This is a genomic window from Vibrio sp. 10N.222.49.C9, from assembly GCF_041474985.1.
GTDB lineage: Bacteria > Pseudomonadota > Gammaproteobacteria > Enterobacterales > Vibrionaceae > Vibrio > Vibrio crassostreae_C.
On the sequence record NZ_JBFRVD010000030.1, the window covers coordinates 107,014 to 133,447 of the forward strand.

The following is a 26,434-nucleotide window of genomic DNA, read 5'->3' on the forward strand; positions in this document are numbered from 1 at the left end:
AAAAATTTGACGAGAAATAATATTCTTTCAAATTTTTTTGTTATATTTGCACAATATCGCTATTATTTGCAGACCTCAATCTCATTGTTGCCCTTATTTACAATTTAAGCAACTTTGAGAAGACTTCTGCAAGGAATGCACAAGCCTCTTTTTGATAAAGAGCGCTTTCACTTTATACGGAAATTAACGTTTTTTTGACCAAGGTTAGTACGCAAGCCTATGTGCTTCGACTATTCTTGAGATTAATTTTCATCCTTAACTGATTTCGATCAGAAAAATAAACAGGTAGTCATTAATGTCTAAGCTAGTTTTAGTTTTAAACTGTGGTAGTTCTTCTCTTAAATTCGCTGTTGTTGATGCAGAAACAGGTGCAGAGCACCTAACTGGTCTTGCTGAGTGTCTAGGTCTTCCAGAAGCTCGTATGAAGTGGAAACTTGATGGCAAGCATGAAGCACAACTAGGCGCGGGCGCAGCTCACGTAGAAGCACTATCTTTCATGGTAGAAACTATTCTTGCTTCTAAGCCTGAGCTTAAAGCTAACCTTGGCGCTATCGGTCACCGTATCGTACACGGTGGCGAGCAGTTCACTTCTTCTGCACTTATCACTGATGAAGTTCTTAAGGGTATTCAAGACGCTGCGACTTTCGCACCTCTTCACAACCCTGCTCACCTTATCGGTATCGAAGCGGCTCAACAGAACTTCCCTGGTCTACAAAACGTTGCTGTTTTTGACACTGCGTTCCACCAAACAATGCCTTCTGAGTCTTACCTATACGCTCTACCGTACAACCTGTACAAAGAGCACGGCATCCGTCGTTACGGCATGCACGGTACTTCTCACCTATTCATCACTCGTGAAGTTGCAGGCCTACTAAACAAGCCAGTTGAAGAAGTTAACATCATCAACTGTCACCTAGGTAACGGCGCTTCTGTATGTGCAATCAAGAACGGTAAATCTGTAGACACTTCTATGGGTCTTACTCCTCTTGAAGGTCTTGTAATGGGTACTCGTTGTGGTGACCTAGACCCTGCAATCATCTTCCACCTACACGACGCACTTGGTTACTCTGTTGAAGAAATCAACAACATGCTAACTAAAGAGTCTGGTCTTGCTGGTCTAACTGAAGTGACTTCTGACTGTCGTTTCGTTGAAGACAACTACGGTGAGAAAGAAGAAGCAACTCGTGCAATGGACGTGTTCTGTCACCGTCTAGCTAAGTACGTAGCTGGTTACACTGCAACTCTAGAAGGTCGTCTAGACGCAATCACTTTCACTGGCGGCATCGGCGAGAACTCAGGCCCAATCCGTGAAATGGTTCTTAACCGCCTAGGCATCTTCGGTATCGAAGTTGACGGTGAAGCTAACCTTAAAGCTCGTTTCGGCGGCGAAGGTACTATCACTACAGCTAACAGCCGTATCCCTGCAATGGTTATCTCTACTAACGAAGAGCTAGTAATTGCTGAAGACACTGCGAAACTAGCAGGTCTTTAATTGATTTTCCTGACTAGCTTCATTCGAAGCTAGTCAGTTTTTCATATCAAGAAAATGGGGCTCAACTTCTATTCCTACCCCAATTTAAATATCGGTGGGAATAGCAGTTGAGCTTTTTTTATTTCCAATAGTCAAAGGTGTTCGTCAATGTCACGTACTATTATGCTTATCCCTACAAGCGCTGGTGTTGGTCTTACTAGTGTTAGCATGGGTGTTCTTCGCGCTATGGAGCGTAAGGGCGTAAGTGTTTCTTTCTACAAGCCAATCGCTCAGCCTCGCAGCGGTGGTAACCAACCAGATCTAACGTCTACTATCATCAGCGCAAACAGCGACATTAAGATTGGTGAGCCAATCGCAATGACTAAAGCTGAAGCTTTGATCGGTAGCGAAAAAATGGACGAGCTTCTTGAGTCTGTTGTTGAGCAATACAACAAGATCAACAAAGACGCAGAAGTTACGCTAATCGAAGGTCTAGTACCTACTCGTAAGCACCCATTTGCTAACCAAGTGAACGCGGAAATCGCAAAAACACTTGGCGCGGAGATCGTATTCGTTGCGACTCCTGGTACTGACAACCCTACGCAGCTTAAAGAGCGTATAGAAGTAGCATGTTCTAACTTCGGCGGTACTAAGAACAAAAACATCAAAGGCGTAATCATCAACAAGCTTAACGCTCCTGTTGATGAGGCTGGCCGTACTCGCCCTGACCTATCTGAAATCTTTGATGATGCAGACAGCGCTCAGCAAGCGAACCTTGAAGTAATGCAAATCTTCAACTCTAGCCCTATCCGTGTTCTTGGCTGCGTGCCATGGAGCATCGATCTAATCGCAACTCGTGCGGTTGATATGGCTAAGCACCTTAACGCTGAAATCGTTAACGAAGGTGAAATCTCAACTCGTCGTATTAAGAGCATCACTTTCTGTGCACGTTCTCTACCGCACATGATTGAGCACTTCAAACCAGGCTCACTGCTAGTAACTTCTGCAGACCGTCCTGACGTTATCGTTGCTGCGGCTCTTGCTGCGAAAAACGGTGTTGAGATTGGCGCAATCCTGCTTACTGGCGGTTACGACATTCCAGAAAGCATTGCTAACCTTTGTGCACCAGCATTCGCTTCAGGTCTACCGATCTTCAAGGCTCAAGGTAACACTTGGCAGACATCTCTAAACCTACAGAGCTTCAACCTAGAAGTTCCTGCAGACGATAAAGAGCGTATCGAGTTCGTTAACGATCACGTTGCAAGCCACATTGATGGCCCTTGGATTGATTCTCTATCTGAAGGTACTCAAGGCATCCGTCGTCTAAGCCCACCAGCATTCCGTTACCAGCTAACTGAATTTGCTCGTAAAGCGGCTAAGCGCATCGTTCTTCCTGAAGGTGATGAGCCACGTACAGTTAAAGCTGCGGCTATCTGTGCTGAGCGCGGTATCGCAACGTGTGTACTTCTAGGTAACCCTGAAGAAATCCGTCGCGTTGCAGCGCAGCAAGGTGTTGAGCTTGGCGCTGGCGTTGAGATCATCGATTCTGCATCAGTTCGCGAAAACTACGTAGCTCGTCTAGTAGAACTTCGTGGCGCTAAAGGTATGACTGAAGTTGTTGCTCGTGAGAAGCTAGAAGATTCAGTATTCCTAGGTACTATGATGCTTGAAGCTGGCGAAGTTGACGGCCTAGTTTCTGGTGCTGTTCACACAACGGCGAACACTATCGTTCCTCCGTTCCAGATCATCAAGACTGCTCCTGATGCTTCTATCGTATCTTCGATCTTCTTCATGCTTCTGCCTGATCAAGTTCTTGTATACGGTGACTGTGCGATCAACCCAGATCCAACAGCTGAACAGCTTGCTGAAATCGCTATCCAATCTGCAGATTCTGCTGCGGCATTCGGTATCGACCCACGCGTTGCTATGATCTCTTACTCTACTGGTGAATCTGGTAAGGGTGCAGACGTAGATAAAGTACGTGAAGCAACGAAACTTGCTCAAGAGAAGCGTCCTGATCTAGTGATCGACGGTCCTCTACAGTACGATGCAGCAATCATGGAAAACGTAGCCGCTTCTAAAGCGCCTAACTCTCCAGTTGCAGGTAAAGCGACAGTATTCGTATTCCCAGACTTAAACACGGGTAACACGACTTACAAAGCTGTACAGCGTTCAGCAGATCTAGTATCTATCGGTCCAATGCTTCAAGGTATGCGCAAGCCAGTAAATGACTTGTCTCGTGGCGCTCTAGTAGACGATATCGTTTACACAGTAGCTCTAACGGCTATCCAAGCAGACCAAGCTGCACAAGCTGAAGAAAAAGTAATTAACTAATTTTTCTTTTGTAAAAAGCAAAAACCCTAGATGTTTATCTAGGGTTTTTTTATGTCTGGAGTAAAGGAACTACTTGGTAAGCCTAGCCTCGACCATGTGGTGATTCTAAGTCTAGCTCTGGTCCTTTGGGTACAACTTGAGTCGGATTGATACCAGTGTGACTGTAGTAGTAGTGACGCTTGATATGATAGAAATCGGTCGTCTCTTTAATACCCTTTATTTGGTACAACTCTTTTAAGTAACCTTGAATATGTGGGTAGTCAGCAATTCGCTGCTTATTACACTTAAAGTGCCCAACATAAACCGCGTCAAATCGAACCAGAGTAGTGAACAAGCGCCAATCCGCTTCTGTAATCTCGTTACCCGCTAAATAGCGATGTTCGCTAAGATGAGCGTCTACTTTGTCTAGGGCTTCAAACAAGGCGTCATAAGCTTCTTCGTAGGCTTCTTGTGTTGTCGCAAAGCCAGTACGATAAACGCCGTTGTTGATGTTTGGGTAGATATAATCATTCCACTCATCAATCTTCTTGGACAACTCCCACGGGTAGTAATCATCGGTGTTACCCGTTAGCTCATTAAACTCTGAGTTAAACATGCGAATGATTTCAGACGACTCGTTACTCACAATGGTGTTGGTTTTCTTATCCCACAACACAGGCACCGTTACTCGACCTGAATAGTCCGGTTTGGCTTGAGTGTAGATTTGGTGCATTCGGGTATGACCAAACAGAGGTTCAGGTAACCCCATTTGCCAACCTTCACTCATCATGTCTGGGCAAACGACTGTCACGTCAATGTGATCGGTTAGGTCTTTCAGCTCGCGGAAGATAAGGGTTCTGTGCGCCCAAGGGCAAGCTAACGATACGTATAGATGGTAACGGCCGCTTTCCGGCTCAAACTGCGCGCCCGGTTTATTCTCTACCCAGTGACGAAAGCCCGCATCTTCACGAACGAACTTACCACCGCTTTCTTTGGTGTCGTACCACACATCGTGCCAAACACCTTCAACTAACTTACCCATATCCAAACCTCTGTCATCCAAGCTTTTCTTTAGTATAAAAAAAGCCAACTTTTTCAAAACTAGAAGAAGTTGGCTTAGTTGTTCGAATTATTTGATGAAGCTTATTTAATATGGATCTTTAGATACAAAAAAAGCGCAACTCATAAACAAGTTGCGCTTAAGCCTGTCACAGGCTGAACCGGTTTAAATAGGCTCTAGACTTGCACGTGCAAGCAAGATACTGCGTGTACGTCATCGCCTTGGATAGTTGGCTTAGTTTGCGCACACGCCTCTGTTGCTTGTGGGCAACGAGTACGGAACACACAACCTGATGGCGGATTGATTGGCGATGGGAGATCACCTTCCAACATCTGAATGGTTTTGCTGCGCTCTAAGCGTGGGTCTGGAATTGGAACTGCAGACATCAACGCTTTGGTGTATGGGTGCTTAGGATCAGAGAACAATGCATCTGATTCACCAAGCTCTACCGCGTTACCTAGGTACATCACCAATACACGGTCAGAGATGTGTTTAACCACTGACAAATCGTGCGCGATGAATACCAAAGACAAACCAAGTTCTTTCTGTAGCTCTTTCAGAAGGTTAACTACTTGAGCTTGGATAGATACATCCAGTGCAGAAACAGGTTCATCACAGATGATCATCTTAGGTTTCAAGATAAGCGCACGTGCAATACCAATACGCTGACACTGACCACCAGAGAATTCATGTGGGTAACGGTTGATTACGTTTGGTAGTAGACCAACCTTTGCCATCATCTCTTTAACTCTGTCCTTTACTTCTTGTTTAGAAAGTTCAGGGAAGAAAGTCTCTAGAGGCTCAGCAATGATATCGCCTACTGACATACGGGGGTTAAGCGACGCTAGCGGGTCTTGGAAGATCATCTGAATCTCTTTACGAGTCTCACGACGCTTCACTTCCTGCATCTTAGTTAGGTCTTGACCTAACCACATCACTTGACCTTCGGTCGCTTCAACCAAGCCGATAATCGCGCGGGCAAAAGTTGACTTACCACAGCCAGACTCACCTACTACGCCGAGCGTTTCGCCTTCGTAAAGGTGAACATCAACACCATCAACCGCTTTAAGGTTTGATGGTTTTGCCCAAGGCCAAGCAGACTTAGCTGCAATGCTAAAGTGAACTTTCAGGTCTTTAATATCTAATAGTAATTCTTTACTCATTTTGTCCAAGTCTCCCAATCAGAAAAACAAGCACGCTGACGGTCTTTAGCAAATGGCTGCAAAATCGGTGCTTCTTGCTTACAACGGTCCATTACACGGTGACAACGGTCTTGGTAAGGACAACCTGTTGGTAGGCGAAGTAAGTTAGGTGGGTTACCTGGAATCGTCGGTAGAATTTCACCTTCGGTATCCAAACGAGGAATCGCTTTAAGCAGGCCTTCCGCATATGGGTGGCTTGGCTCGTAGAAGATTTCATCAACCGTGCCGTACTCCATTGTACGACCCGCGTACATCACAAGTACTTTGTCACAAGAACCAGCAACAACACCCAAGTCATGGGTGATCATAATGATTGCTGTATTGAACTCATCTTTTAGTTCGTTCAGCAATTCCATGATTTGCGCTTGAATGGTTACATCCAGTGCCGTTGTTGGTTCATCAGCGATAAGCAATTTAGGACGACACAGCAGTGCCATTGCGATCATCACACGCTGACGCATACCGCCCGAAAACTCGTGCGGGTACATAGTGATACGCTTGCGTGCTTCAGGGATTTTCACCGCTTCAAGCATGCGTACTGATTCTTCAAACGCTTCTGCTTTACCCATGCCTTTATGCAGCATAAGTACTTCCATCAGCTGATCACTTACTTTCATGTAAGGGTTCAGTGAGGTCATTGGATCTTGGAAGATCATCGCGATCTGTTCAGCACGAACCTTGTTCAGTGCTTTTTCAGGCAGGTTGAGAATTTCATTGCCTTCAAACTTTGCACTGCCTGAGATGATGCCGTTCTTAGCCAGCAGCCCCATCAGTGCAAATACCGTTTGTGATTTACCTGAACCCGACTCACCAACAATACCCAGCGTTTCGCCTTGGTTAAGTGAGAAGTTCAAGTCGTTTACTGCGGTTACGATACCATCTTGTGTGGTAAATTCGACGCGCAGATCTTTGACATCTAATAAGCTCATTATTGCTTCCTTAATCTTTTATAGCTTTTAATTGCTATTTCGTTATCTGTCTTTTGGATCAAGCGCGTCGCGCAGACCATCACCTACGTAGTTAAAGCAGAACAGCGTAACTACCATGAATGCCGCAGGGAATGTCAATTGCCAGATTGCAACTTCCATTGTTTGCGAACCTTCTTGAAGCAATGCGCCCCAGCTTGTCATAGGCTCTTGAACACCAAGACCAAGGAAAGATAAGAATGATTCTGTAAGGATCATGCTTGGAATAAGCAACGTAGAGTAAACCGCTACGATACCCAGTACGTTCGGTACGATGTGACGTGTAATGATCTTCCATTTGCTTACACCACATACGTGTGCAGCTTCAATGAACTCTTTACTACGTAGGCTCAACGTTTGACCACGTACAATACGCGCCATATCTAGCCAAGCAATCGCACCAATAGCAACGAAGATTAGGACGATGTTACGACCAAAGAACGTTACCAGTACGATTACTAGGAACATGAATGGCACTGCGTACAAGATCTCTAGGATACGCATCATCACTCGGTCAGTACGACCGCCGATGAAGCCTGAAGCTGCACCGTAAAGCGTACCAATCAGTACCGCTACGAAGGCACCCATCACACCAACCATCAATGAGATGCGGCCACCGACAAGAGTACGAACGTACAAATCACGACCTAAGCTATCGGTACCAAACCAGTGATCCGCATTCGGACCAACGTGCATTGCGTACCAGTCAGTATCATCATAAGTGTACTGAGCCAGCATTGGTAAGAAGATAACTGCCAGTACCATAAGCGTAAGAATGAACAGACTCACCATCGCAGCTTTGTTTCGCATGAAACGAATGCGCGCGTCCTGCCACAAACTACGACCTTCAATCTCTAAGCTCTCAGAGAACTTTTCGATCGCTTCTAAATTTTCTTTTTTCTTCAACATAACCATGCGTCCCTGTTAGTAGCGAATTTTCGGGTCAATAAGCGCTAGCAAAATATCAACGATTGCGTTGAACAAGATGAATAGGAAACCAATCAAGATGGTTACACCCATTACTAGCGAGTAGTCACGGTTAAACGCGGCGTTAACAAACAGCTTACCGATACCTGGTAGGCCGAAGATGGTTTCAACAACAACTGAACCTGTGATGATACCTACGAACGCAGGTCCCATGTAAGAAACAACAGGTAGCATTGCTGGCTTAAGTGCATGTTTTAGAATGATATAACGGTAGCTTAGACCTTTTGCACGCGCAGTTCGGATAAAGTTACTGTTTAGCGTTTCAATCATGCTACCGCGAGTAATACGAGCAAAGGTTGCTACGTAAAGAAGAGACATCGCGATAACAGGCAGCACGATGTACATAAATGTACCGCCATGCCAACCACCTGCTGGGAATATGTTCCAGTGCAGGGAGAAAAGGTAAATAAGCGCCGGTGCCAACACGAAGGATGGCATCACCACCCCGAGCATGGCGGTCGACATTATGGTGTAGTCGACCCAGGTATTGTGCTTCAAGGCGGCAATCGTCCCGACGGTGACCCCCATCAATAGTGTGAAGATAAAGGCAACGAAACCTACCTTCGCAGATACTGGAAGTGCAACCGCGATCAGCTCATTTACTGTGTAATCTTGGTATTTAAAAGAGGGACCGAAGTCACCTTGTAAGATATTTGTCAAATACGTGGTGTATTGTTCAAATACTGGTTTATCCAAGCCGTATTTAGCTTCGATGTTAGCCATAACTTCTGGCGGTAATGGACGCTCGCTTGAAAACGGGTTACCCGGTGCGAAACGCATAAGAAAGAAAGATATAGTGATCAACACCAACATGGTTGGAATCGCTTCAAATATCCGTTTCATAATGAATTTAAGCATAAACTCACTCTTTCAGTCTGTGACAATTAAAATTAGAAAGACGCTACATGCGCGCCCTGCGCATGTAGTGCCTGTATCGTTATAGTTATATTAACTTTTTAGAATCGAAGCTTATTATTGAGCTTTGATGTATAGGTCTTTCGAGAAGATCTTGTCTTCCGCGTTGTTGATTGGGAAACCACCAACATGCGGGTTAAGTAGACGAGATTTCACGTATTGGTAGATAGGAGCAATTGGCATGTCGTTTGCCATTAGCGCCTCAGCTTCTAGGTAAAGTGCTTTGCGCTCTTCTTCTGAAGTTGAGTTAAGTGCTTTATCGATGATCTTATCGTAAGCCGCGCTGTCGTAGTGAACACCACCGGTAGTGTTGTTACTCTTCATTAGCGTCAGGAACGAAGACGCTTCGTTGTAGTCACCACACCAACCAGCACGTGCTACTTCGAAGTCACCAGAATCTTTAGAAGATAGGTACGTTTTCCACTCTTGGTTCTCAAGTGTTACAGAAAGACCCAGTGTTTTCTTCCACATCGAACCTAGCGCTACAGCAATCTTCTTGTGGTTCTCTGAAGTGTTGTAAAGTAGGTTGAATTTAAGTGGGTTATCTTTACCGTAACCTGCTTCTTCAAGAAGACGTTCTGCTTCTGCGTTACGCTCTTTTTGAGACATCTTACCGTAAGCTGGTAGCTCAGGATCGAAGCCAGCTGTGATTTCAGGCGTTAGGAAGTACGCAGGTTTTTGACCTTGCGCTAGGATAGCACCTGTTACGATATCACGGTCGATTGCGTAAGAGATTGCTTGGCGAACACGAACATCATCAAATGGTGCTTTCTTCGTGTTGAAGATGTAGTAGTAAGTACATAGGTTACCCGCTACAGATACATCTTCCGCGTACTCTTTTTGAAGACGCTTGAAGTGCTCAGTTGGCAGTTCGTTTGTGAAATCGATTTCGCCAGATAGGAAGCGGTTCATTTCCGCGACTTGGTTCTCGATTGGTAGGAAGGTTACTTTATTTAGAACCGTCTTATCGTTGTTCCAGTATTGGTCGTTACGTTTTAGAACTAAACGCTCGTTAACAACCCATTTATCAACAGAGAATGCACCGTTACCAACGAAGTGGTCAGGCTTAGTCCATTGATCACCGAATTCTTCAACAGTAGCCTTGTGTACTGGCTTCATTGTTGTGTGGCCCATCATCATTACGAAGTATGGTACCGCTGTTTCTAATTCAACAACTAGAGTGTTTGCATCCACTGCTTTAACGCCTAGTTCACTCTTGTCTTTCTTACCCGCTACGATATCTTTCGCATTCGCCATCTTGGTGTATTCCATGTACCAAGCGTATGGAGAAGCCGTTGCAGGATCAACTGCACGTTGCCAGCTGTATACAAAATCTTGAGCTGTTACAGGATCGCCATTAGACCATTTTGCGTCTTTGCGTAGGTGGAAAGTGAATGTTTTGTTGTCTGTCGTATCCCAGCTTTCCGCAACACCAGGGATAGTGTTGCCGTCGCCGTCTTGGTTCACTAGACCTTCTAGAAGATCACGAATTACGTGAGATTCTGGTACACCTTGAGATTTGTGTGGGTCGATAGTTGCAACTTCAGTACCGTTACCGCGAACAAGTTCCTGAACTTTTGCCAGTTCTGTGCCTGCTGGAACTTCAGCAGCGATAGAAAGAGTAGAAGTGGCAGCCACTGCCAAACCAGCACCTAGAAGAAGGGCCTGAGTGATTTTATTCTTGTACATTTAATAAACTCCAAGTTTTCCGTATTGCATCCATGACTTCTTTGCTTGGTTCACTGAACGGCAGTGATTTAGATTTATTTAGCTCAAAATTTAAGCATAAAAATCTAAAACCTTACAAAGATTGAGGCACACACTATCAACCATTGAAGTAATTTGCCACAAACAAGTCGCAAAAAATCGGATAATTCTCCGAAATACTTAAGGTATCAGTGTAAATATCTAAAAAACCCCAAATCAGTAGTGACTTGCGTAGAGGGATTAATTAAAAAACAGCCTTTAGTGTTGATGTATCTGTGTTGATACTTTTTTTTAGCATCTTATGCTAGAACACTGAGCGCAAATTAACATTAATGCCACATGAAATCTAATTGCACATCACATATCACCTAAACCGTCTACACTATTTGTGAGGATAATCACTTTATACAAGACAGCATAATGCTCTGCACCAAACCGGGTTATCCAATGCACCAATTAAGACAAAATTACGCGCTGAATTTATATGCAACCACAATGAATTATCATTTGTCAAATCAATGATTATCTATAAATAGATTTATAGCAGGTACAAAAAAACCGACCTAAGTGGTCGGTTTTTGACTGTCTCATATACAAATGAGTAAATGCTGAAGCAACATCACTTTAAGAGAAATTACTTCTCCCAGCGTTCCGCTGCTTTCGTGTCTGAATCACGAGAATCAACCCAACGCGTCGTTTCGGTCGTGCGTTCCTTTTTCCAAAAGGGAGCCTTGGTTTTCAGGAAGTCCATAACGAATTCACAGGCTTCAAATGCAGCACCACGGTGTGCACTGGATACACCAACGTAAACAATCTGGTCGCCGATATCTAAGTCACCTACACGGTGGATAACACGCATCTTCTGAATAGGCCAGCGAGCCTCAGCTTGGTCACAGATCTCGTTCAGTGATTTTTCTGTCATACCCGGATAGTGCTCCAGAGACAAACCAATCACATTGTCGCCAAGGTTCATGTCGCGAACTTTACCAACGAACGTCACAATCGCTCCGGCAGCTGTACCTTGAGCCAAGTAGTCGTATTCGTCGCCTACCGAGAAGTCCTCAGCTGTCACTAATACTCTTGGATCCATGCTTAGCCTCCAGTCACTGGTGGGAAGAAAGCCACTTCGTCGCCGTCTTTCACTTCAGCTGTCAGAGGTACGATTGATTGGTTAAGTGCAGCCAGAAGCTTCCCCTCTTCCAATGCGATATCCCATTTGCCTTCTTGTGTCACAAGATGACTACGAATCGCTTCAATCGTCTTAAATTGTGCATCAACTTCAACGCTGTCCACACCAACAAGTTCACGAGTTTGAGCAAAGAAAAGTACTGTAATCATGACTCCACCTTAAAGTGACCAGATTTACCACCTGTCTTCTCTAGCAGGCGCACGTTTTCGATAACAATGTCTTTCTGAACAGCTTTACACATATCGTAAATCGTTAACGCAGCCACAGAAGCAGCCGTTAGCGCTTCCATCTCTACGCCCGTCTTACCCGCAAGCTTACAAACAGATTCGATGCGAACCTTGTTTTCAGACTCGATAGCTTCAAGCTGCACTTCTACTTTAGTTAATAGCAGAGGGTGACACAGGGGAATCAGATCCCACGTCTTCTTCGCCGCTTGAATACCCGCAATACGTGCCGTTGCGAAAACATCACCTTTATGGTGGCTACCAGAGACAATCAGCTCTAGCGTTTCTGCCGACATTTGAACGAAGGCTTCCGCTCTCGCTTCACGTACTGTTTCCGCTTTAGCCGATACATCGACCATGTTTGCTTCGCCAGACGCGTTAATGTGTGTAAATTGGCTCATACTCAAACCGCCTTATACAGAAAGGTGTGGCATGAAGTTACAAGGACGGTGGCTAGCATCCATCTGTTGCTTGATGATCTTAGTCCAACCGGTGCGGCAAGCGCCTGTAGAACCTGGCATCGCAAAGATAACCGTGTGGTTAGCAAAACCCGCAATCGCACGAGATTGAATTGTCGAAGTACCGATCTCTTCGTAAGATACTTGACGGAATAGCTCACCAAAGCCTTCTACTTCTTTGTCGAACAGTGGCTTAAGCGCTTCAGGCGTGCTGTCACGAGAAGTGAAACCAGTACCACCCGTGATCATGATAGCTTGTACGCTTTCATCAGCGATCCATTTAGATACGATCGCACGGATCTTGTACATGTCATCAATAACGATTTGCTTATCAACCACGTTGTGACCCGCTTCTTTAGCATGCTCTGCTAGGTAACCGCCTGAAGTGTCGTTTTCTTCTGTACGAGTATCTGAAACCGTTAGTACTGCGATGTTTGCTGCTTGGAATTTGCTTTCTGCGTGACCCATTTGTTCACCTATATAAATTTTTCATTAGACTGATTCGCCCAGCCTGAAGAAGCTGAGCGATAAAATGCTTTAGAGTGTGTAGCGGGTTAACCGCCGATTGACGCCAAGTTTGGAGTCATGCCGCTGTTGCCATCGTGTAAGAAGTGGCTAACGGACTTGGTTTGAAGCTGAGCCTGAATTCGATCAATGAGTTCTTGCTCTTGTTGATCTTCTTGAATCAGATCTCTCAGTTCAACACCATGGTCGCCAAACAGACATAAGTGAAGTTTACCGGTCGCAGAAACGCGCAGTCGGTTACAACTCTCACAAAAGTCTTTCTCGTAAGGCATGATCAAACCGATTTCACCGTTGTAGTCTGGGTGGACAAACACTTGCGCCGGGCCATCGTTAACGGCTTTGACTTTTAACAGCCAACCATTAGCAATAAGCTGGTTGCGAATCGCAACGCCAGACACATGATGTTTATCGAACAACTCGTCCATCTCGCCGGTTTTCATCAGCTCGATAAAACGTAATTGAATAGGTTTGTCTTTGATCCAATTAAGGAAGGCTGGTAATTCCTGACTATTGAGGTCTTTCATTAATACGACGTTGACTTTGACTTGTTCAAAGCCAACCTCAAACGCTTTATCAATGCCTCGCATAACCTCAGTAAACTTATTCTCACCAGTGATCTGATGGAACATGCGCGAATCTAAACTATCCACGCTCACGTTTATATGGGTTAAACCAGCATCACGCCATTGCCCTACTTGTTTCTCCATGCGGTAGCCATTCGTTGTGGTGGCTACTTTTTCGATGCCTGGAGTAGAAGCAACGGTATGTATGATTTCAGGAAAGTCTTTACGCAGACTCGGCTCTCCGCCTGTAATGCGGATCTTTGAGGTACCACAATCTGCAAACGCTTTAACAACGCGTTTGATCTCGGGAACACTTAAAAAAGACGAGTTTTTTTGCCCTGACGGTTTGTAACCATCTGGTAAGCAGTAAGTACATTTAAAGTTACAGACGTCTGTAACCGACAAGCGCAAGTAATAAAACTTGCGATGGAATCTATCTTCGAATTGTTGCGCCACGGAACACCTTTCCAAACACGGGAGGCATAATCATTTCCAATTAAGCCCTTGTGACAACATGTCACTGGCTCTTGATGCGTATCGGTACAGCAAATACCACTGTGCGACTTAGCATGCGAGAGCTCGGAGTTATGGCAACTGAGCGTTATATTCACACGCGCAGTAGCTGAGTAATAAAATACTTAATATTTGTACGTGAATCTAGCTCTGATGGTAAAAAACGGGTCACATCGGCAAAAAAAACGTATCAAACGCTCAAAATAACTCTTGTTGAGTATATAGCGAGAAGCATTTAACCTAAATTATAGTTGGTAATAACCTAACAAGAACAATAAATGAATATTTACTCTTCAAAGAAAGTCGTAGCAATCGGCGGTGGCCATGGCTTAGGTCGCATGTTAGCTGCATTAAAAGACTTTGGTAACAACGCAACTGGCATTGTTGCAACGACAGATAACGGCGGTTCCACCGGACGTATTAGAGATTGCCAAGGTGGCATCGCATGGGGAGATACACGCAACTGTATCAACCAATTAATCACAGAGCCTTCAATCAGTTCGATGATGTTCGAATACCGCTTTCGTGGTCAAGGTGAGCTAGACGGTCATAACTTGGGTAACCTAATGCTGACGGCGTTAGACAACCTTTCCGTTCGCCCATTGGAAGCAATTAACCTGATTCGAAATATGCTCAAGGTCGATGTCAATATCGTGCCGATGACTGAGCATCCTTCAGACCTCACGGCTCTATCAATGGACGGCCGCTGGGTTACCGGCGAAACCAACGTTGATGACATGACGGAAAAGCTGCGCATGATGGACTTGTCTCCAGAAGTGCCAGCAACCAAAGAAGCCGTTGCTGCCGTTGAGCAAGCAGACTGCATTGTCCTTGGCCCTGGAAGCTTTTTAACCAGTGTGATGCCCCCTCTTCTCCTTCCAGAGATTGGCAAAGCAATCTCTGAGAACACCAAGGCAAAAGTTATCTTCGTTGAAAACCTTTCACCAGAGCACGGTCCCGCAGGGAAAATGACGCTTCAAGAGCAATTGGAGTGGTGTGAACGTACCTGTAAGGCAAGGAAAATAGACATCGTGTTAGGCAATGAACCTCACCCGGAACTAGAAGTGCAATGGAATTGTGTGACCACAGATCTTGCATCGGCAAACCGAGATTGGCGACACGACCGTGTGAAGCTTCAACAAGCCATTGAAGCCCAGTTGGCGTAGCCATAGGTTCAAGCGACAAACAACAAAAAAGGAGCATGCTGCTCCTTTTTTAATCTCAGTAATAACTCGCTGTTTTAAAGGTCCGTCATCAACTGCTGATATTCAGTGTACGTCGATAACAGGAGGTCTTGCATATCTTGAAAATCAATCTCGGTTACAGGCAACGCTTGCTTCACTTTTGCGTCTAAGCTAATCGCAAAACTACACAAAGAATCCGCACCAAAGCTTGCTGCGCTGCTCTTAAGCGCATGACTGATATCAGCCAAGTACTTAGAGGTATCCGACTCTTTATTTATCTCTAGGTGTTCGTAGTAGCCTTTCAACTCACCTAAAAAGATTTCCAGTAAAACCGGGACATTCTCTTGGCCTATTTCGCCGGCAAGCTCATCAACTTTTTGCTGATTTAATACTTTCGTCATTATTATTTTCTTATTGTTTGTTGATTACTGCTTCGCATTCCACGTTTGCAACTTACGGTATATCGTCGATGGACTGACATCTAAGAAACCTGCCGCACGAGGGATGTTGCCATCACACGCTTTAATGGCCTGCTCGATAGCCGTTTTCTCAGTGATCCACAATGGGAAAATATCTTTTACCGTGATGTCTTCATTCTGCTTCTCTTTCAATCGCAGACTGTTTTCAATCGGTTGGTTCAACGGTGGTGGAAGCATGTTGAGAGTAATCTCTTTGCCGTTATTCAAAACCACCACGTTCCGCAACACGTTTTGTAGCTGACGAACGTTACCCGGCCACTCATATTGATTAAAGCGATCAAGTACTTCCTGAGCAAAACGTACAAACGCCTTCCCCTCCTCGACCGACATATAGCCTAGCAGAGAATACGCGATCTCGATGACATCTTCACCACGCTCACGCAATGGCGGCAAGTGCAATGGAATCACGTATAAACGATAGTATAAATCTTCTCTAAAGCGACCTTCTTGTACTTCTTTCCAAGGGTCACGGTTGGTCGCACACACAAAACGAACGTCGACACTCTTCATCTTCGAAGAGCCGACTTTTTGGAAAGTACCGGTTTGGATAAAGCGCAGCAGCTTGGTTTGCAGCTCTAAGTCCATTTCGCACAGTTCATCAAGAAACAGTGTTCCACCATCAGCAAGCTCAGCAGCACCTTGGCGATCGGTCGCCGCACCGGTAAAGGCACCTTTAACGTGACCAAACAATTCACTTTCAATCAGATCTTTAGGGATAGCGGCACAGTTAATCGCGATGAAAGGCTTATCGCCACGCTTACTCGCCGCATGAATGGCTTCTGCACATACCTCTTTACCGGTACCACTTTCACCAGTAATGAAAATGCTCGCCTTACTCGATGCAGCAGAATCAATCGTTCGGTAAACCTGCTGCATGGTTTGGCTACTGCCGATAAAGCCTTGGTAATTTTGGTTTCCTGGGTGTTCCGAGCTATTTTTAAGCTTGGTGGCTTTGCGGATCGCATTATTCACCGTAATACGGAGTCGGTCGGCTTCACACGGTTTGATAAGGAAATCTTGAGAACCATGACGCATCGCTTCTACGGCGGTATCGATAGAGCCATGAGCCGTCATGAAGATAACCGGAACTTCAGGGTACTTCTGTTTTACAGCAAATAGCACGTCCATACCCGTCATATCAGGTAGACGTAGATCTAATAAAATAAGGTCTGGGATTCGATGATTCAAACTCTCGATTGCATCGCGGCCAGTGCCAACAATGTTGATATCAATTTCGAGCGGTGTAAGATACGAGCGATATAAAGCTGCTACCGAAGCGGTATCCTCTACCATCAACAAATACTTCGATTTGTTATCTAGCGTTTTTGATTGCATATCCTAGCCATTTATAATTTGCATTTCTTATTATAGTCGCATTCCGCTTTGCATTATGCAAATTAGCCACAGTATTTGTAGTGTGTTTTTTTACTTGCTTCAAACAATCAATGTTTTATCTATCTGGCACGAACGATGCAACGGTATAAATGACCTTCGGGTCACCTAGCCAACTGACGTTGTTAGTGGACCGATTGTTCACAAACGTAAGCCAGTAGAACATTTACTACTGGCTGTTTTTTTGTCTGAAACACTCTCAATTCTTGTGTTGAGGGGGATCAATTCTCGAGCGAAAAGTGATATTAGCTGTTGGTAATAAACTGCTTTCTTAACTGATCAATTTCATCACGCTTCTGTGCGGCCAATTCAAATTCCAGATTCTGAGCATGCTGATACATCGCAGATTCTAGCTTGCTGATCTCTTTATCAAGCTGTTGCGGCGTAAGTACTGCATAACTTTCAGAAGGCTCTGCCACCTTAGATAGTGGAACTTGTTTCGATTGGCGCTGCTGCTTCGACTTGGTTAGATCACCCAGTTCCATAATGTCTTTGATATTGCGTTTCAACGCTTGCGGAGTGATGCCTTGCTCTTCGTTGTAGGCTTGCTGTTTCTCGCGACGACGATCGGTTTCATCAATCGCTTTTCTCATCGACTTAGTAATCGAATCACCATAAAGGATTGCTCGACCTTCCAAGTTACGAGCAGCACGACCAATGGTTTGAATCAGAGAACGCTCAGAACGCAAGAAGCCCTCTTTATCTGCATCAAGAATCGCCACCAGCGACACTTCAGGCATATCCAAACCTTCACGAAGTAAGTTAATGCCCACTAACACATCGAACTTGCCCAAACGTAGGTCTCGGATGATCTCTACACGCTCAACGGTATCGATATCCGAGTGCAAGTAACGCACTTTAACGCCGTGCTCACTTAGGTATTCGGTTAAGTCTTCTGCCATTCTCTTGGTCAACGTGGTAACCAAAACACGCTCTTCTTTCACTGAACGGATTCTGATTTCAGACAGCAAGTCATCCACCTGCGTCGCGACAGGTCTTACTTCGATGATTGGGTCTAACAGACCAGTAGGACGTACCACTTGATCAGCAATCTCGCCATCTGATTTTTCAATCTCGTAATTACCTGGTGTTGCCGACACAAAAATCGTTTGTGGGGCTATAGACTCAAATTCTTCAAACTTCATTGGACGGTTATCCAATGCAGAAGGCAGTCTAAAACCAAACTCGACCAAGGTTTCTTTACGAGAACGGTCACCTTTATACATCGCACCAATTTGCGGCACAGTCACGTGTGACTCATCGATGATCAGCAAACCATCATCAGGCAGGTAGTCAAATAACGTTGGCGGCGCTTCCCCTTCCGCACGGCCGCTCAAGTATCGTGAATAGTTTTCGATACCGGAACAGAAGCCAAGCTCAGTCATCATCTCAATATCAAACTGAGTTCTTTGAGAGATACGCTGCTCTTCCAAAAGCTTATTGTTGTCTTTTAAGTATTGAGCACGATCGCGCAGTTCGTCCTTGATGTTCTCAATCGCCTCAAGGATTTTTTCTCTTGGCGTTACATAGTGAGTTTTTGGATAAACCGTAAAGCGCGGCAAGTCTCTTTGTTTCACCGCACCAGTCAGAGGATCAAAAATACTAATGCAGTCCACTTCGTCATCGAACATCTCAATTCGAACCGCATCTTGGTCAGATTCAGCCGGAAAGATATCAATCACCTCACCACGAACACGGAACTGACCACGTTCAAAGGCGACATCGTTTCTTGAATATTGCAGCTCAGCCAATCGACGCAGGATGTCTCGCTGATCCATCACCTCGCCACGACTCAAATGAAGCATCATCTTCAAATAAGACTTAGGATCACCCAGACCGTAGATAGCCGACACAGAAGCCACAATGATGGCGTCTTTTCGTTCTAATAAGGCTTTGGTTGCCGAAAGCCTCATTTGTTCGATATGAGCGTTCACAGACGCATCTTTCTCGATGAACGTGTCCGTGGTTGGAACGTAGGCTTCAGGTTGGTAGTAATCGTAGTAAGAAACGAAATACTCAACGGCATTGTTTGGAAAGAAAGATTTCATCTCACCGTAAAGTTGAGCCGCCAATGTCTTGTTAGGCGCTAACAGAATCGCAGGTCTTTGAGATTGGGAAATGACGTTGGCAAGGGTAAAGGTTTTACCTGAGCCCGTTACCCCTAGTAGAGTTTGATGTGCCAAACCAGAATCTAATCCGTCTAGTAATTTGGTTATCGCTGTCGGCTGATCACCGGACGGGCTGTAGTCCGATACCAAGTCAAAGAGTTTACTCATAGGTCGCCATTTCCATACTGTTTTTTTAATCAGGTCATTGTCACTCTAGGAGGAGTGTCGTTGCAACAATTATCTAGAGAAATGCATCTTAAGATCAGAGATCAGTTATAGCTTTTATTTTTAGAACTTGGTATTATCCGTGCCCTGCAAAGTTTCCCCAGCTAAATTACTCGAATTTTAATCCACTACTTTTCCCCAAAAAACCTAAAAATACCGCTTGTTTTACTGTTCGTTTTATAATCTACAAAAGTTATACAATTGCGACATTTTGCTATAAATCTTTTAAATACATTACGTTAGATAAGGTTTTTACATTTTTCGATTTATCCCGATTATTGTTGTTAAAGTTTCACACACACACTTATCCACAATTTTGGTGGATAACTAAAGCAAAGCTAAATCCTATAAGGCGTTCAAGAAAGTAAAGTTTTTTATCTTACTTTTTTCTGATATTTTTTATTGACAGAAATCCGGACAATTATTAGAATTCGCGTCGCTAACAAGCAATTCCCCTTTAGTTCAGTTGGTAGAACGGCGGACTGTTAATCCGTATGTCGCAAGTTCAAGTCTTGCAAGGGGAGCCAAATTCAGAAAAAAGCTCAATCGAAAGATTGGGCTTTTTTCGTATATAACTGCGACTAACTTGTTCCAAGTTAATGTCACAAACCTAGCCGCCCGCGTTCAAGTCTCGACAAGGGGGCCAAATTTAAAGAAGCCGCATCACTCGATGCGGCTTTTTGCGTTTTAGTCGAAACAAAAGCTCTACAGGCACAGCTTTGATTAGCTAACATCCATAAAAAACGCCTCACAAGGAGGCGTTTGGGCTTAGTGACTAAACTGAGCGTTATTCTAGATGAGACGTCGTTTTAGCGGTTATGCTTCTGCTGTAACAACATGAGTCTGAGTCTCTTTACCGGCTTGGTCTTGATCAAATCCTTCATGCAGGTGGTAGTAGCGCTTATAAACAAGAGCACTTACCGTCATTAGAATCGCTGGTAAACCTACCATCATAAACTGCAGTCCCATGATAGTGCTGTCAGACTGTTCCACGTTTGGTACATAACCCACCACAGACAAGCCCATACCAACAATAAAACCACCAGCCGCGCCTGCAAACTTAACAAGCATCGTTTGAACAGAGAAGATAACACTCTCACTGCGACGACCCGTTTTGTGTTCACCGTAATCAACAACATCGGCAAGCATTACAGTTTGCAGTGCGTTAGCGATACCCACACCAAACTTGATAGCAGCACCTGCGATACCGATTAGAATCGCGTTACCTGGAGCGATAAAGCCCATGATAAGTAGAGTGGTACAAGACAGCACTGGGAAGCCACAAGCGATAACCCATAGGTGTTTGCGTGGTAACACTGATGCAATACGAGGGAACAAGAATACGCCTGCAACTTCAGCGATACCTGCCACCATCATATAAACGGGGAACAAGTCAGCGTTGCCTAAAGCGTAAGAGAAGTAGTAAATCGCAAAACCACCCACCAACAAGTTTGCTATTTGGAACGACAATACGGTACCAATAAGTGCTTTTAGTTGGTCATTCTTACCAATGATAACCATTACATCTTTAAAGCTGAAACGCTCAGCTGGTTTCGCATTTGCTGGTGCCGATTTTTCTTTTACGTTGCGAGCAATCAAGAATGCACTCATCACGAACAGCACAGCAATCAACATAGCAACGTTGAAGAAACCTTGTCCTTGGTCGCCGTCACCCAGTTTACCGACAATATGTAGCCCGTAAGTACCCGTAATAAACCACGCCAAGCTAGCAAATAATCGTGGCCAAACAACCAGCTTTTCACGTTCTTGACGAGAGCTCGATAGTGCAGGAATCAAAGACCAATATGGAATGTCCATAATAGTGTACGTAAGGCCCCACAGAATATAAGCAGCCGCTGCATAAATGTATAACGTAGTGCCTTCAAACATATGCGTACTAAAAAGACCAACAAGCACTACAGCATTTAACAGGGTTCCAATCACTATCCAAGGACGGAATTTACCAAACTTAGAGCGTGTGTTATCAACGATAACGCCCATCATTGGGTCGGTCACCGCGTCGACAATGCGCGCGGCCAAAAAGATAGTACCCACAAATGCCGCTGACAGCCCAGCAACATCAGTGAAGTAAAACATTAAAAAGATGTAGATTGGAGCACAGGCAAAGTCTTTACCTAAAGCCCCAAGTCCATACGATAATTTGGTTTGTAGAGTAATTTGATCAGACATAGTATTTCCTTCAGGCGCGTAACTTCATCTCCTAACAGACGCTGAAACGCTTACCTTTTATTTATAATAATTTATCCACTCAAGTTCTGTTTTAGAGCCACTCTGTGGTCGCTTCTTAAAACACTCAAGTATCAAGTCCGACGCTAATGTAACCATTCCAACGAACAGATACTGTGATCAACAACCACTCCATGGAAACGTTTTCAGTCAAATATCCAAAGTGAGAGATCGAACAATAAAACCCTCGAATTGATAGAGAATATCGCTAATTAAAGTGCTCAAAACAGTTCATTGTGTGAAGTAACGCATGAGAACGATTACATAAGTACAGTATCACGCTGGGAATACCTACAGTTCTCCAATCTATACGGGCACATCAAATTGATTTGATAGTTCATGACGGCTTATTAAAGGCAATAAAAAACCGCGTAATTTCACCTACGCGGTTCATCAAATATAAAGCCTATGCTAAAACTTACTCGATACGTTCAAACTTAATCAGCATCGCTGTTTCTGCGTCAAGTATTGGCATCGTCAGCCCCACCTCGGCACACCAAGCACCTGATAATTCACAGCAAGACTCTGTCCATGGCGGTTGATAATTCACAATATCATCGTAATTTGACGGTTTATCAATCACAGATACCTTGTATAAACTTTGTGGATCTAGCCCAGGTATACGCAAATGACCACTCAATGAATTGGTTGGCATCGCAAGCTGTGCAATCATCACCACAGCTACTGACACATCTTCGGAGACGACCGCATGGATTTGATGGGCACTATCGTCCGTTGGAACTCGCCAAGTTCTCCCGCTATGCAGTAACGGGCGCAGCATCTTATGTAGCTTGATGTAGTGTTCAAAGCCCTGCTTCTCTTCTTGCACTTCTTTCACAGGATCTAATTCAATCCCCATATGACCAAACAGTGCTGTTAGACCACGAAACTCAATACTATGACGACGACGAGTGCTGTGGCAGTGGCTCGCACCAATATGGCTTCCCATTACCTCAGGGGGGAAGAAGTAACTCATCCCACGCTGAATCGTTTGTCTTTCCAGCGCGTCATTGTTATCAGACGCCCAAAAACGTTGCGTACGCTTAAGAACCTCAAAATCGATACGACCACCACCAGCCGCACACGATTCAATATCAACCATTGGGTGCTTCTCTCGGACTTTATCGACCAACTCATAATAACGAGCGGTTTGTTGATGAGCCGCAGCCCTGCCTAGATGCGCAGGTTGTACAACTTCTCGGTTCATATCCCACTTAATGTAAGCAATGTTGTACTGACTTAAGAAGTGGTCAAGACGCTCAAACAAAAAGTCGAATGCTTGTTGATTCTGAAGATCGATAACATATTGATTACGACCCGTTGGTTGGTCATAGCCGTCAACCGCAAGCAACCAGTCTGGATGGGCTCGGTATAAGTCAGAATCCTTATTGATCATCTCAGGTTCGAACCACAATCCAAACTCCATACCCAACTGATTAACGTGCTCAACTATCGAATCTAAACCATTTGGGTATTTTTCTTCATCTAAGAACCAATCCCCTAGCGCAGCCTTGTCTCCGCAGCGCCCTTTGAACCAGCCATCGTCAATGATAAAACGCTCTACTCCCATATCCGCGGCTTGGCTAGCCATCGACATAATATAATCAGGATCATGGTCAAAATAGATGCCTTCCCAAGTATTAAGATGGATAGGTCGAGGCTTTTGTGCGAAAGACTCCGGCAAGATGGAACAACGCACATGGGAGTGGAACTGATGGCTCATTCCATTTAAGCCTTCCGAACTGAAACTGGCATATAACCAAGGTGTCGTTAAGCTTTCACCTTCATCCAATGTAATCTCACCCGGTAGATAAATAACTTCCGCTTGCACGTAGCGACGACCGTCTGCTTTTACATCCGCGCGCAGTCTGTGGTTACCACTCCAAGCGAAGTGAATCCCCCACACATCACCTGCCATTTCATTAAAGTTAGCGGTACCGACAACCATCGCTGGATAATGTTCATGAGACGTTCTTCCGCGACGATTTTCTTGCTGATAGCCCCCTTGCTGTAAGGGTTGACGCACCGTTTGGAACTCATGTACCCAGCGGCCGTAGTACGTCATCAACTCATTAGCTCTTGCTGGTAATGGCAAAGTATTGGCGAGACGGTTCACCTGATAAAGGCCGGCTTTAACGTTGGTTAAGGTGTGACGAGATTTCACAACATCATGTTTATCGAGGCATAACTCGGTTGTTAAACGTAAGCCTGCACGTATATCTTCACTCTCAATGATTAGGCTAGATGGTGTTTGTTGAACATCCGTAATAGAGAAAACAGGCGCCCAGTCCAATCCGTCTCGGTGCCCTTCTAATGCCGGACTGCTGAAAACACCGCGCCCGAGCTCTGGGCTCAGAGACATAGCAACATCATTATCAAGGCGGCCGTATGGAACCGGTCTTTCAAGAGAAACACGGAAGCTAGCTAAATCACCACGAACGGGAGCTCCCCAATGAAGAATTTCGGCAAAATCGCCAAGTTCTACAATCAGTTGCGAGTGTTGACCGGTAATATCAATTAGGGATTTATTCGTCATTTTTTTAACCTTAACGCGTTTAATTACCCAGTATCATAATTATTAAGCCCAGAGTTTCTGTGATCAAACTCGAAATCATGAAAACGTTTCCAGTAAATATTCAAGACTGATAACTTTGGTTAATAGCTCCTAATTCAAAGATTTAGATTGACCACCATTCCATCTCATATTGCCTACCTCTAGGTAGAATTGAACTTTCCACTCTAAATAAAGCAATATAAAACGATAATTAATGGCAATTTAATCTTTTAAATTCAGTATATTAAATCAAAGTTCCCATTAACACATAGGCTAAAATACATTTCCTCTTGAACTGATCACATCACACTCGTATTCTTAGATCTTCGAGTACATCTATGAAGTGTCTCTCTGGGTCCTAACTTTTACATTCCAGCTTGACGGTACAGAACACGATGCTTGTAGCCTTGCTGCTGCATTTGCTTTGATACTTACTTCCTTGTCTCACAAGCCCAGTTATCATTAACTGGGCTGCTTTTCCTCAAAGCCCTCGAACAACCCGACACTCAAAGTACCTCAAACCCGCTTCACCTCAAATTCCAAGACAACCAACAGCATAATCACTCCCTCTAAACCACCACATAGCACTGAGTAAAGAAAACGATTCCACTTTAAAATCACAAAACCTAGCGTAAAAACACCTATACAAGCCCAATAATCAGATCAAAATCACACAAAATAATCACAAACCCATCAATAGCATAAAAATGCCAACTTCATCATGAAAACGTTTCCAAAGTTTATTTACACTCTCGCTCGAGTTAGGACTCAAACATAAAAATATCCATAAATAAAAAATAATGGAGACACTTCATGAAACAAAAAATGCTAGTCAAAGCATTAGGATTCACTCTGTCCCTCGCCCCATTAGTCAGCTTCGCTGCAGTGGAGAACGTAACGTATTTTGGTTATGCAAAATGGGGCAACATCTACACCGATAATGACCAACATAACGACGGCAAAGGAGAACGCAACGACGTTATTCGAGCGGGCCAAGGTTACGGTAACTACCGTTTAGGTAATGAACTAAATTGGTGGGAAGCGGGAGTGAAAGCCGATGTATGGCGTGACAATGACGCCTATTTTGACACCACGATTTATCTAGGCAGTGGAGATAGCTGGGGAGACGTGAGTACGATTCAGCTTTGGTCAGCAGGCCATGGGCTTATCGACGGCCAACCCAACGCAAAAATTTGGGCAGGTGAACGTTTTTACCGTCGCCACGAAGTCCACATGATAGATGTGAAGTACTGGGATACATCCAGCACCGGTCTTGGTATTGAAGATTGGGATCTCGGCTTTGCTGATGCTCACTTAGCTTGGATGGCACCAAACTCTTCAAGTGACGATGGACGCAGCCTTCATAACATCGATGCCCGCTTAAGTGGCATTGAGCTAAGTGAAACAGCAGACCTAACACTCGGCCTAAACTACGTAACCACGCAGAACTCAAGCTACGACGATAAAGACATTACTACTTCTGGCGCAATGCTCTCTGCTCTTTACCGTCAAGCTTGGAACTACGGTTCAAACACCTTGGCCTTCCAATATGGTACCGATGCGTTGGCAGGTGGATTAATGAGTGCTGAAGGTGGATCAAACAGAAAATACAGCACGGGTGTGGAACACGATGGTTCTAGCTGGCGCCTATTTAACCACGGTGACTTGAATATCAGTGAAGATGTTCAAGTGATGTACTCCATCGCTTATCAAGACAAAAACCTAGATAACAACGATGGTGAGAAGTGGTTCAGTGTCGGAGCTCGTCCTCAATATGCTTGGACAGATTACATGTCGACATCATTAGAGGTGGGTTACGAAACGGTAGAAGCTCAAAACGGCTCGGGCACCAACGATATGTATAAAGTGACCGTGGCTCAAATGTTCCAAGCTGGAAAAGGGGTATGGGCTCGTCCATCTATTCGTATTTTTGCGACGTACTCTGAATCCAACAACGAATGGGATCGTGGTAACGAGACTTATGGAACGGCAACAAGCATCAATGCCGAGACTGTTGACGAGATTACCTTTGGTTTCAACGTAGAGACTTGGTGGTAAACCACCACACCCGAGCGTCTGTTCAATCAACCAATTGACGCTCAACACTGGAATAGCAATTTAACGGGGAAAGCCGATGTTTTCCCCTTTACTAA

20 protein-coding genes, 1 tRNA gene and 1 riboswitch are annotated in these 26,434 nt (G+C 44.6%); of the genes, 5 read left to right on the plus strand and 16 right to left on the minus strand.

All coding sequences use genetic code 11. From position 1 onward, the window contains the following. The first annotated feature begins 295 nt into the window (after positions 1-295). Together AB4585_RS13800 and pta are read left to right on the plus strand one after the other, a co-directional pair. On the plus strand, positions 296-1,492 hold the full coding sequence (locus AB4585_RS13800) for an acetate kinase (RefSeq protein ID WP_017062169.1): 1,197 nt from the start codon (positions 296-298) through the stop codon (positions 1,490-1,492). A 147-nt stretch (positions 1,493-1,639) separates the two neighbouring features. Continuing rightward, the gene (gene pta / locus AB4585_RS13805; RefSeq protein WP_017069189.1) at positions 1,640-3,805 is read left to right on the plus strand and encodes a phosphate acetyltransferase; all 2,166 of its coding nucleotides are present in this window, start codon (positions 1,640-1,642) and stop codon (positions 3,803-3,805) included. An 82-nt stretch (positions 3,806-3,887) separates the two neighbouring features. Here the strand turns inward: pta and AB4585_RS13810 are convergent, their stop codons facing one another. The 11 genes from AB4585_RS13810 to moaA all read right to left on the minus strand — a co-directional run bounded on the left by AB4585_RS13810 (position 3,888) and on the right by moaA (position 14,035). Continuing rightward, positions 3,888-4,826 (minus strand): glutathione S-transferase family protein, encoded by a 939-nt coding sequence (locus tag AB4585_RS13810; protein WP_372054655.1) that lies wholly within the window; start codon positions 4,824-4,826, stop codon positions 3,888-3,890. 194 nt (positions 4,827-5,020) lie between these two features. Beyond that, positions 5,021-6,007 (minus strand): murein tripeptide/oligopeptide ABC transporter ATP binding protein OppF, encoded by a 987-nt coding sequence (oppF, locus tag AB4585_RS13815; protein ID WP_017062172.1) that lies wholly within the window; start codon positions 6,005-6,007, stop codon positions 5,021-5,023. Next, complete coding sequence (locus AB4585_RS13820) at positions 6,004-6,975, minus strand: ABC transporter ATP-binding protein (RefSeq protein ID WP_012603544.1); 972 nt, start codon at positions 6,973-6,975, stop codon at positions 6,004-6,006. Before AB4585_RS13820 ends, oppF begins: the two co-directional genes overlap by 4 nt. A gap of 42 nt (positions 6,976-7,017) precedes the next feature. After that, a complete protein-coding gene (oppC, locus tag AB4585_RS13825; RefSeq protein ID WP_017062173.1) occupies positions 7,018-7,920 on the minus strand; it encodes an oligopeptide ABC transporter permease OppC in 903 nt (300 codons plus the stop codon). A gap of 15 nt (positions 7,921-7,935) precedes the next feature. Next, the gene (gene oppB / locus AB4585_RS13830) at positions 7,936-8,856 is read right to left on the minus strand and encodes an oligopeptide ABC transporter permease OppB (protein ID WP_017062174.1); all 921 of its coding nucleotides are present in this window, start codon (positions 8,854-8,856) and stop codon (positions 7,936-7,938) included. A gap of 114 nt (positions 8,857-8,970) precedes the next feature. Further along, positions 8,971-10,602, minus strand: coding sequence for an ABC transporter substrate-binding protein (locus tag AB4585_RS13835; RefSeq protein WP_372154910.1), 1,632 nt, complete (start codon positions 10,600-10,602; stop codon positions 8,971-8,973). A gap of 652 nt (positions 10,603-11,254) precedes the next feature. Continuing rightward, positions 11,255-11,710 (minus strand): molybdopterin synthase catalytic subunit MoaE, encoded by a 456-nt coding sequence (gene moaE, locus AB4585_RS13840; RefSeq protein WP_372154909.1) that lies wholly within the window; start codon positions 11,708-11,710, stop codon positions 11,255-11,257. A gap of 2 nt (positions 11,711-11,712) precedes the next feature. After that, positions 11,713-11,958, minus strand: a complete 246-nt coding sequence (gene moaD, locus AB4585_RS13845) for a molybdopterin synthase sulfur carrier subunit (protein WP_017063465.1) — start codon at positions 11,956-11,958, stop codon at positions 11,713-11,715. Then, complete coding sequence (gene moaC / locus AB4585_RS13850; protein ID WP_004734026.1) at positions 11,955-12,434, minus strand: cyclic pyranopterin monophosphate synthase MoaC; 480 nt, start codon at positions 12,432-12,434, stop codon at positions 11,955-11,957. Before moaC ends, moaD begins: the two co-directional genes overlap by 4 nt. A 12-nt stretch (positions 12,435-12,446) precedes the next feature. Continuing rightward, on the minus strand, positions 12,447-12,959 hold the full coding sequence (gene moaB / locus AB4585_RS13855; RefSeq protein ID WP_004734027.1) for a molybdenum cofactor biosynthesis protein B: 513 nt from the start codon (positions 12,957-12,959) through the stop codon (positions 12,447-12,449). 86 nt (positions 12,960-13,045) lie between these two features. Beyond that, positions 13,046-14,035, minus strand: a complete 990-nt coding sequence (gene moaA / locus AB4585_RS13860) for a GTP 3',8-cyclase MoaA (RefSeq protein WP_372154908.1) — start codon at positions 14,033-14,035, stop codon at positions 13,046-13,048. Continuing rightward, positions 14,024-14,176, minus strand: a riboswitch (molybdenum cofactor riboswitch). Its footprint overlaps the gene before it by 12 nt. A gap of 194 nt (positions 14,177-14,370) precedes the next feature. Here moaA and AB4585_RS13865 point away from each other — a divergent pair. Next, complete coding sequence (locus AB4585_RS13865; RefSeq protein ID WP_017062178.1) at positions 14,371-15,258, plus strand: YvcK family protein; 888 nt, start codon at positions 14,371-14,373, stop codon at positions 15,256-15,258. A 74-nt stretch (positions 15,259-15,332) separates the two neighbouring features. Here the strand turns inward: AB4585_RS13865 and luxU are convergent, their stop codons facing one another. From luxU to uvrB, 3 genes are all read right to left on the minus strand, one after another. Continuing rightward, positions 15,333-15,677 (minus strand): quorum-sensing phosphorelay protein LuxU, encoded by a 345-nt coding sequence (gene luxU / locus AB4585_RS13870; protein ID WP_017062179.1) that lies wholly within the window; start codon positions 15,675-15,677, stop codon positions 15,333-15,335. Positions 15,678-15,701: 24 nt separating this feature from the next. Then, positions 15,702-17,090: a quorum-sensing sigma-54 dependent transcriptional regulator LuxO gene (gene luxO / locus AB4585_RS13875; RefSeq protein ID WP_004734031.1), complete on the minus strand. Its 1,389-nt coding sequence runs from the start codon at positions 17,088-17,090 to the stop codon at positions 15,702-15,704. A gap of 302 nt (positions 17,091-17,392) precedes the next feature. Then, the gene (gene uvrB, locus AB4585_RS13880; RefSeq protein ID WP_017066592.1) at positions 17,393-19,423 is read right to left on the minus strand and encodes an excinuclease ABC subunit UvrB; all 2,031 of its coding nucleotides are present in this window, start codon (positions 19,421-19,423) and stop codon (positions 17,393-17,395) included. 508 nt (positions 19,424-19,931) lie between these two features. Between uvrB and AB4585_RS13885 the strand changes: the two genes are divergently transcribed. Next, a tRNA-Asn gene (locus AB4585_RS13885) sits at positions 19,932-20,007 on the plus strand. Between the two features lie 289 nt (positions 20,008-20,296). Here AB4585_RS13885 and melB read toward each other — a convergent pair. Further along, complete coding sequence (gene melB, locus AB4585_RS13890) at positions 20,297-21,670, minus strand: melibiose:sodium transporter MelB (protein WP_372154756.1); 1,374 nt, start codon at positions 21,668-21,670, stop codon at positions 20,297-20,299. A gap of 475 nt (positions 21,671-22,145) precedes the next feature. Then, positions 22,146-24,263 (minus strand): alpha-galactosidase, encoded by a 2,118-nt coding sequence (locus tag AB4585_RS13895; RefSeq protein WP_372170066.1) that lies wholly within the window; start codon positions 24,261-24,263, stop codon positions 22,146-22,148. 831 nt (positions 24,264-25,094) lie between these two features. Between AB4585_RS13895 and AB4585_RS13900 the strand changes: the two genes are divergently transcribed. Further along, positions 25,095-26,339 (plus strand): carbohydrate porin, encoded by a 1,245-nt coding sequence (locus tag AB4585_RS13900; protein ID WP_371721743.1) that lies wholly within the window; start codon positions 25,095-25,097, stop codon positions 26,337-26,339. Positions 26,340-26,434: the final 95 nt, after the last annotated feature.

What these genes read in the sequence shown, in the direction of transcription:
- AB4585_RS13800 (WP_017062169.1), top strand. Translation starts at nt 296, where the DNA reads ATGTCTAAGCTAGTTTTAGTTTTAAACTGTGGTAGTTCTTCTCTTAAA.
- pta (WP_017069189.1), top strand. Translation starts at nt 1,640, where the DNA reads ATGTCACGTACTATTATGCTTATCCCTACAAGCGCTGGTGTTGGTCTT.
- AB4585_RS13810 (WP_372054655.1), bottom strand. Translation starts at nt 4,826, where the DNA reads ATGGGTAAGTTAGTTGAAGGTGTTTGGCACGATGTGTGGTACGACACC.
- oppF (WP_017062172.1), bottom strand. Translation starts at nt 6,007, where the DNA reads ATGAGTAAAGAATTACTATTAGATATTAAAGACCTGAAAGTTCACTTT.
- AB4585_RS13820 (WP_012603544.1), bottom strand. Translation starts at nt 6,975, where the DNA reads ATGAGCTTATTAGATGTCAAAGATCTGCGCGTCGAATTTACCACACAA.
- oppC (WP_017062173.1), bottom strand. Translation starts at nt 7,920, where the DNA reads ATGTTGAAGAAAAAAGAAAATTTAGAAGCGATCGAAAAGTTCTCTGAG.
- oppB (WP_017062174.1), bottom strand. Translation starts at nt 8,856, where the DNA reads ATGCTTAAATTCATTATGAAACGGATATTTGAAGCGATTCCAACCATG.
- AB4585_RS13835 (WP_372154910.1), bottom strand. Translation starts at nt 10,602, where the DNA reads ATGTACAAGAATAAAATCACTCAGGCCCTTCTTCTAGGTGCTGGTTTG.
- moaE (WP_372154909.1), bottom strand. Translation starts at nt 11,710, where the DNA reads ATGGATCCAAGAGTATTAGTGACAGCTGAGGACTTCTCGGTAGGCGAC.
- moaD (WP_017063465.1), bottom strand. Translation starts at nt 11,958, where the DNA reads ATGATTACAGTACTTTTCTTTGCTCAAACTCGTGAACTTGTTGGTGTG.
- moaC (WP_004734026.1), bottom strand. Translation starts at nt 12,434, where the DNA reads ATGAGCCAATTTACACACATTAACGCGTCTGGCGAAGCAAACATGGTC.
- moaB (WP_004734027.1), bottom strand. Translation starts at nt 12,959, where the DNA reads ATGGGTCACGCAGAAAGCAAATTCCAAGCAGCAAACATCGCAGTACTA.
- AB4585_RS13865 (WP_017062178.1), top strand. Translation starts at nt 14,371, where the DNA reads ATGAATATTTACTCTTCAAAGAAAGTCGTAGCAATCGGCGGTGGCCAT.
- luxU (WP_017062179.1), bottom strand. Translation starts at nt 15,677, where the DNA reads ATGACGAAAGTATTAAATCAGCAAAAAGTTGATGAGCTTGCCGGCGAA.
- luxO (WP_004734031.1), bottom strand. Translation starts at nt 17,090, where the DNA reads ATGCAATCAAAAACGCTAGATAACAAATCGAAGTATTTGTTGATGGTA.
- uvrB (WP_017066592.1), bottom strand. Translation starts at nt 19,423, where the DNA reads ATGAGTAAACTCTTTGACTTGGTATCGGACTACAGCCCGTCCGGTGAT.
- melB (WP_372154756.1), bottom strand. Translation starts at nt 21,670, where the DNA reads ATGTCTGATCAAATTACTCTACAAACCAAATTATCGTATGGACTTGGG.
- AB4585_RS13895 (WP_372170066.1), bottom strand. Translation starts at nt 24,263, where the DNA reads ATGACGAATAAATCCCTAATTGATATTACCGGTCAACACTCGCAACTG.
- AB4585_RS13900 (WP_371721743.1), top strand. Translation starts at nt 25,095, where the DNA reads ATGAAACAAAAAATGCTAGTCAAAGCATTAGGATTCACTCTGTCCCTC.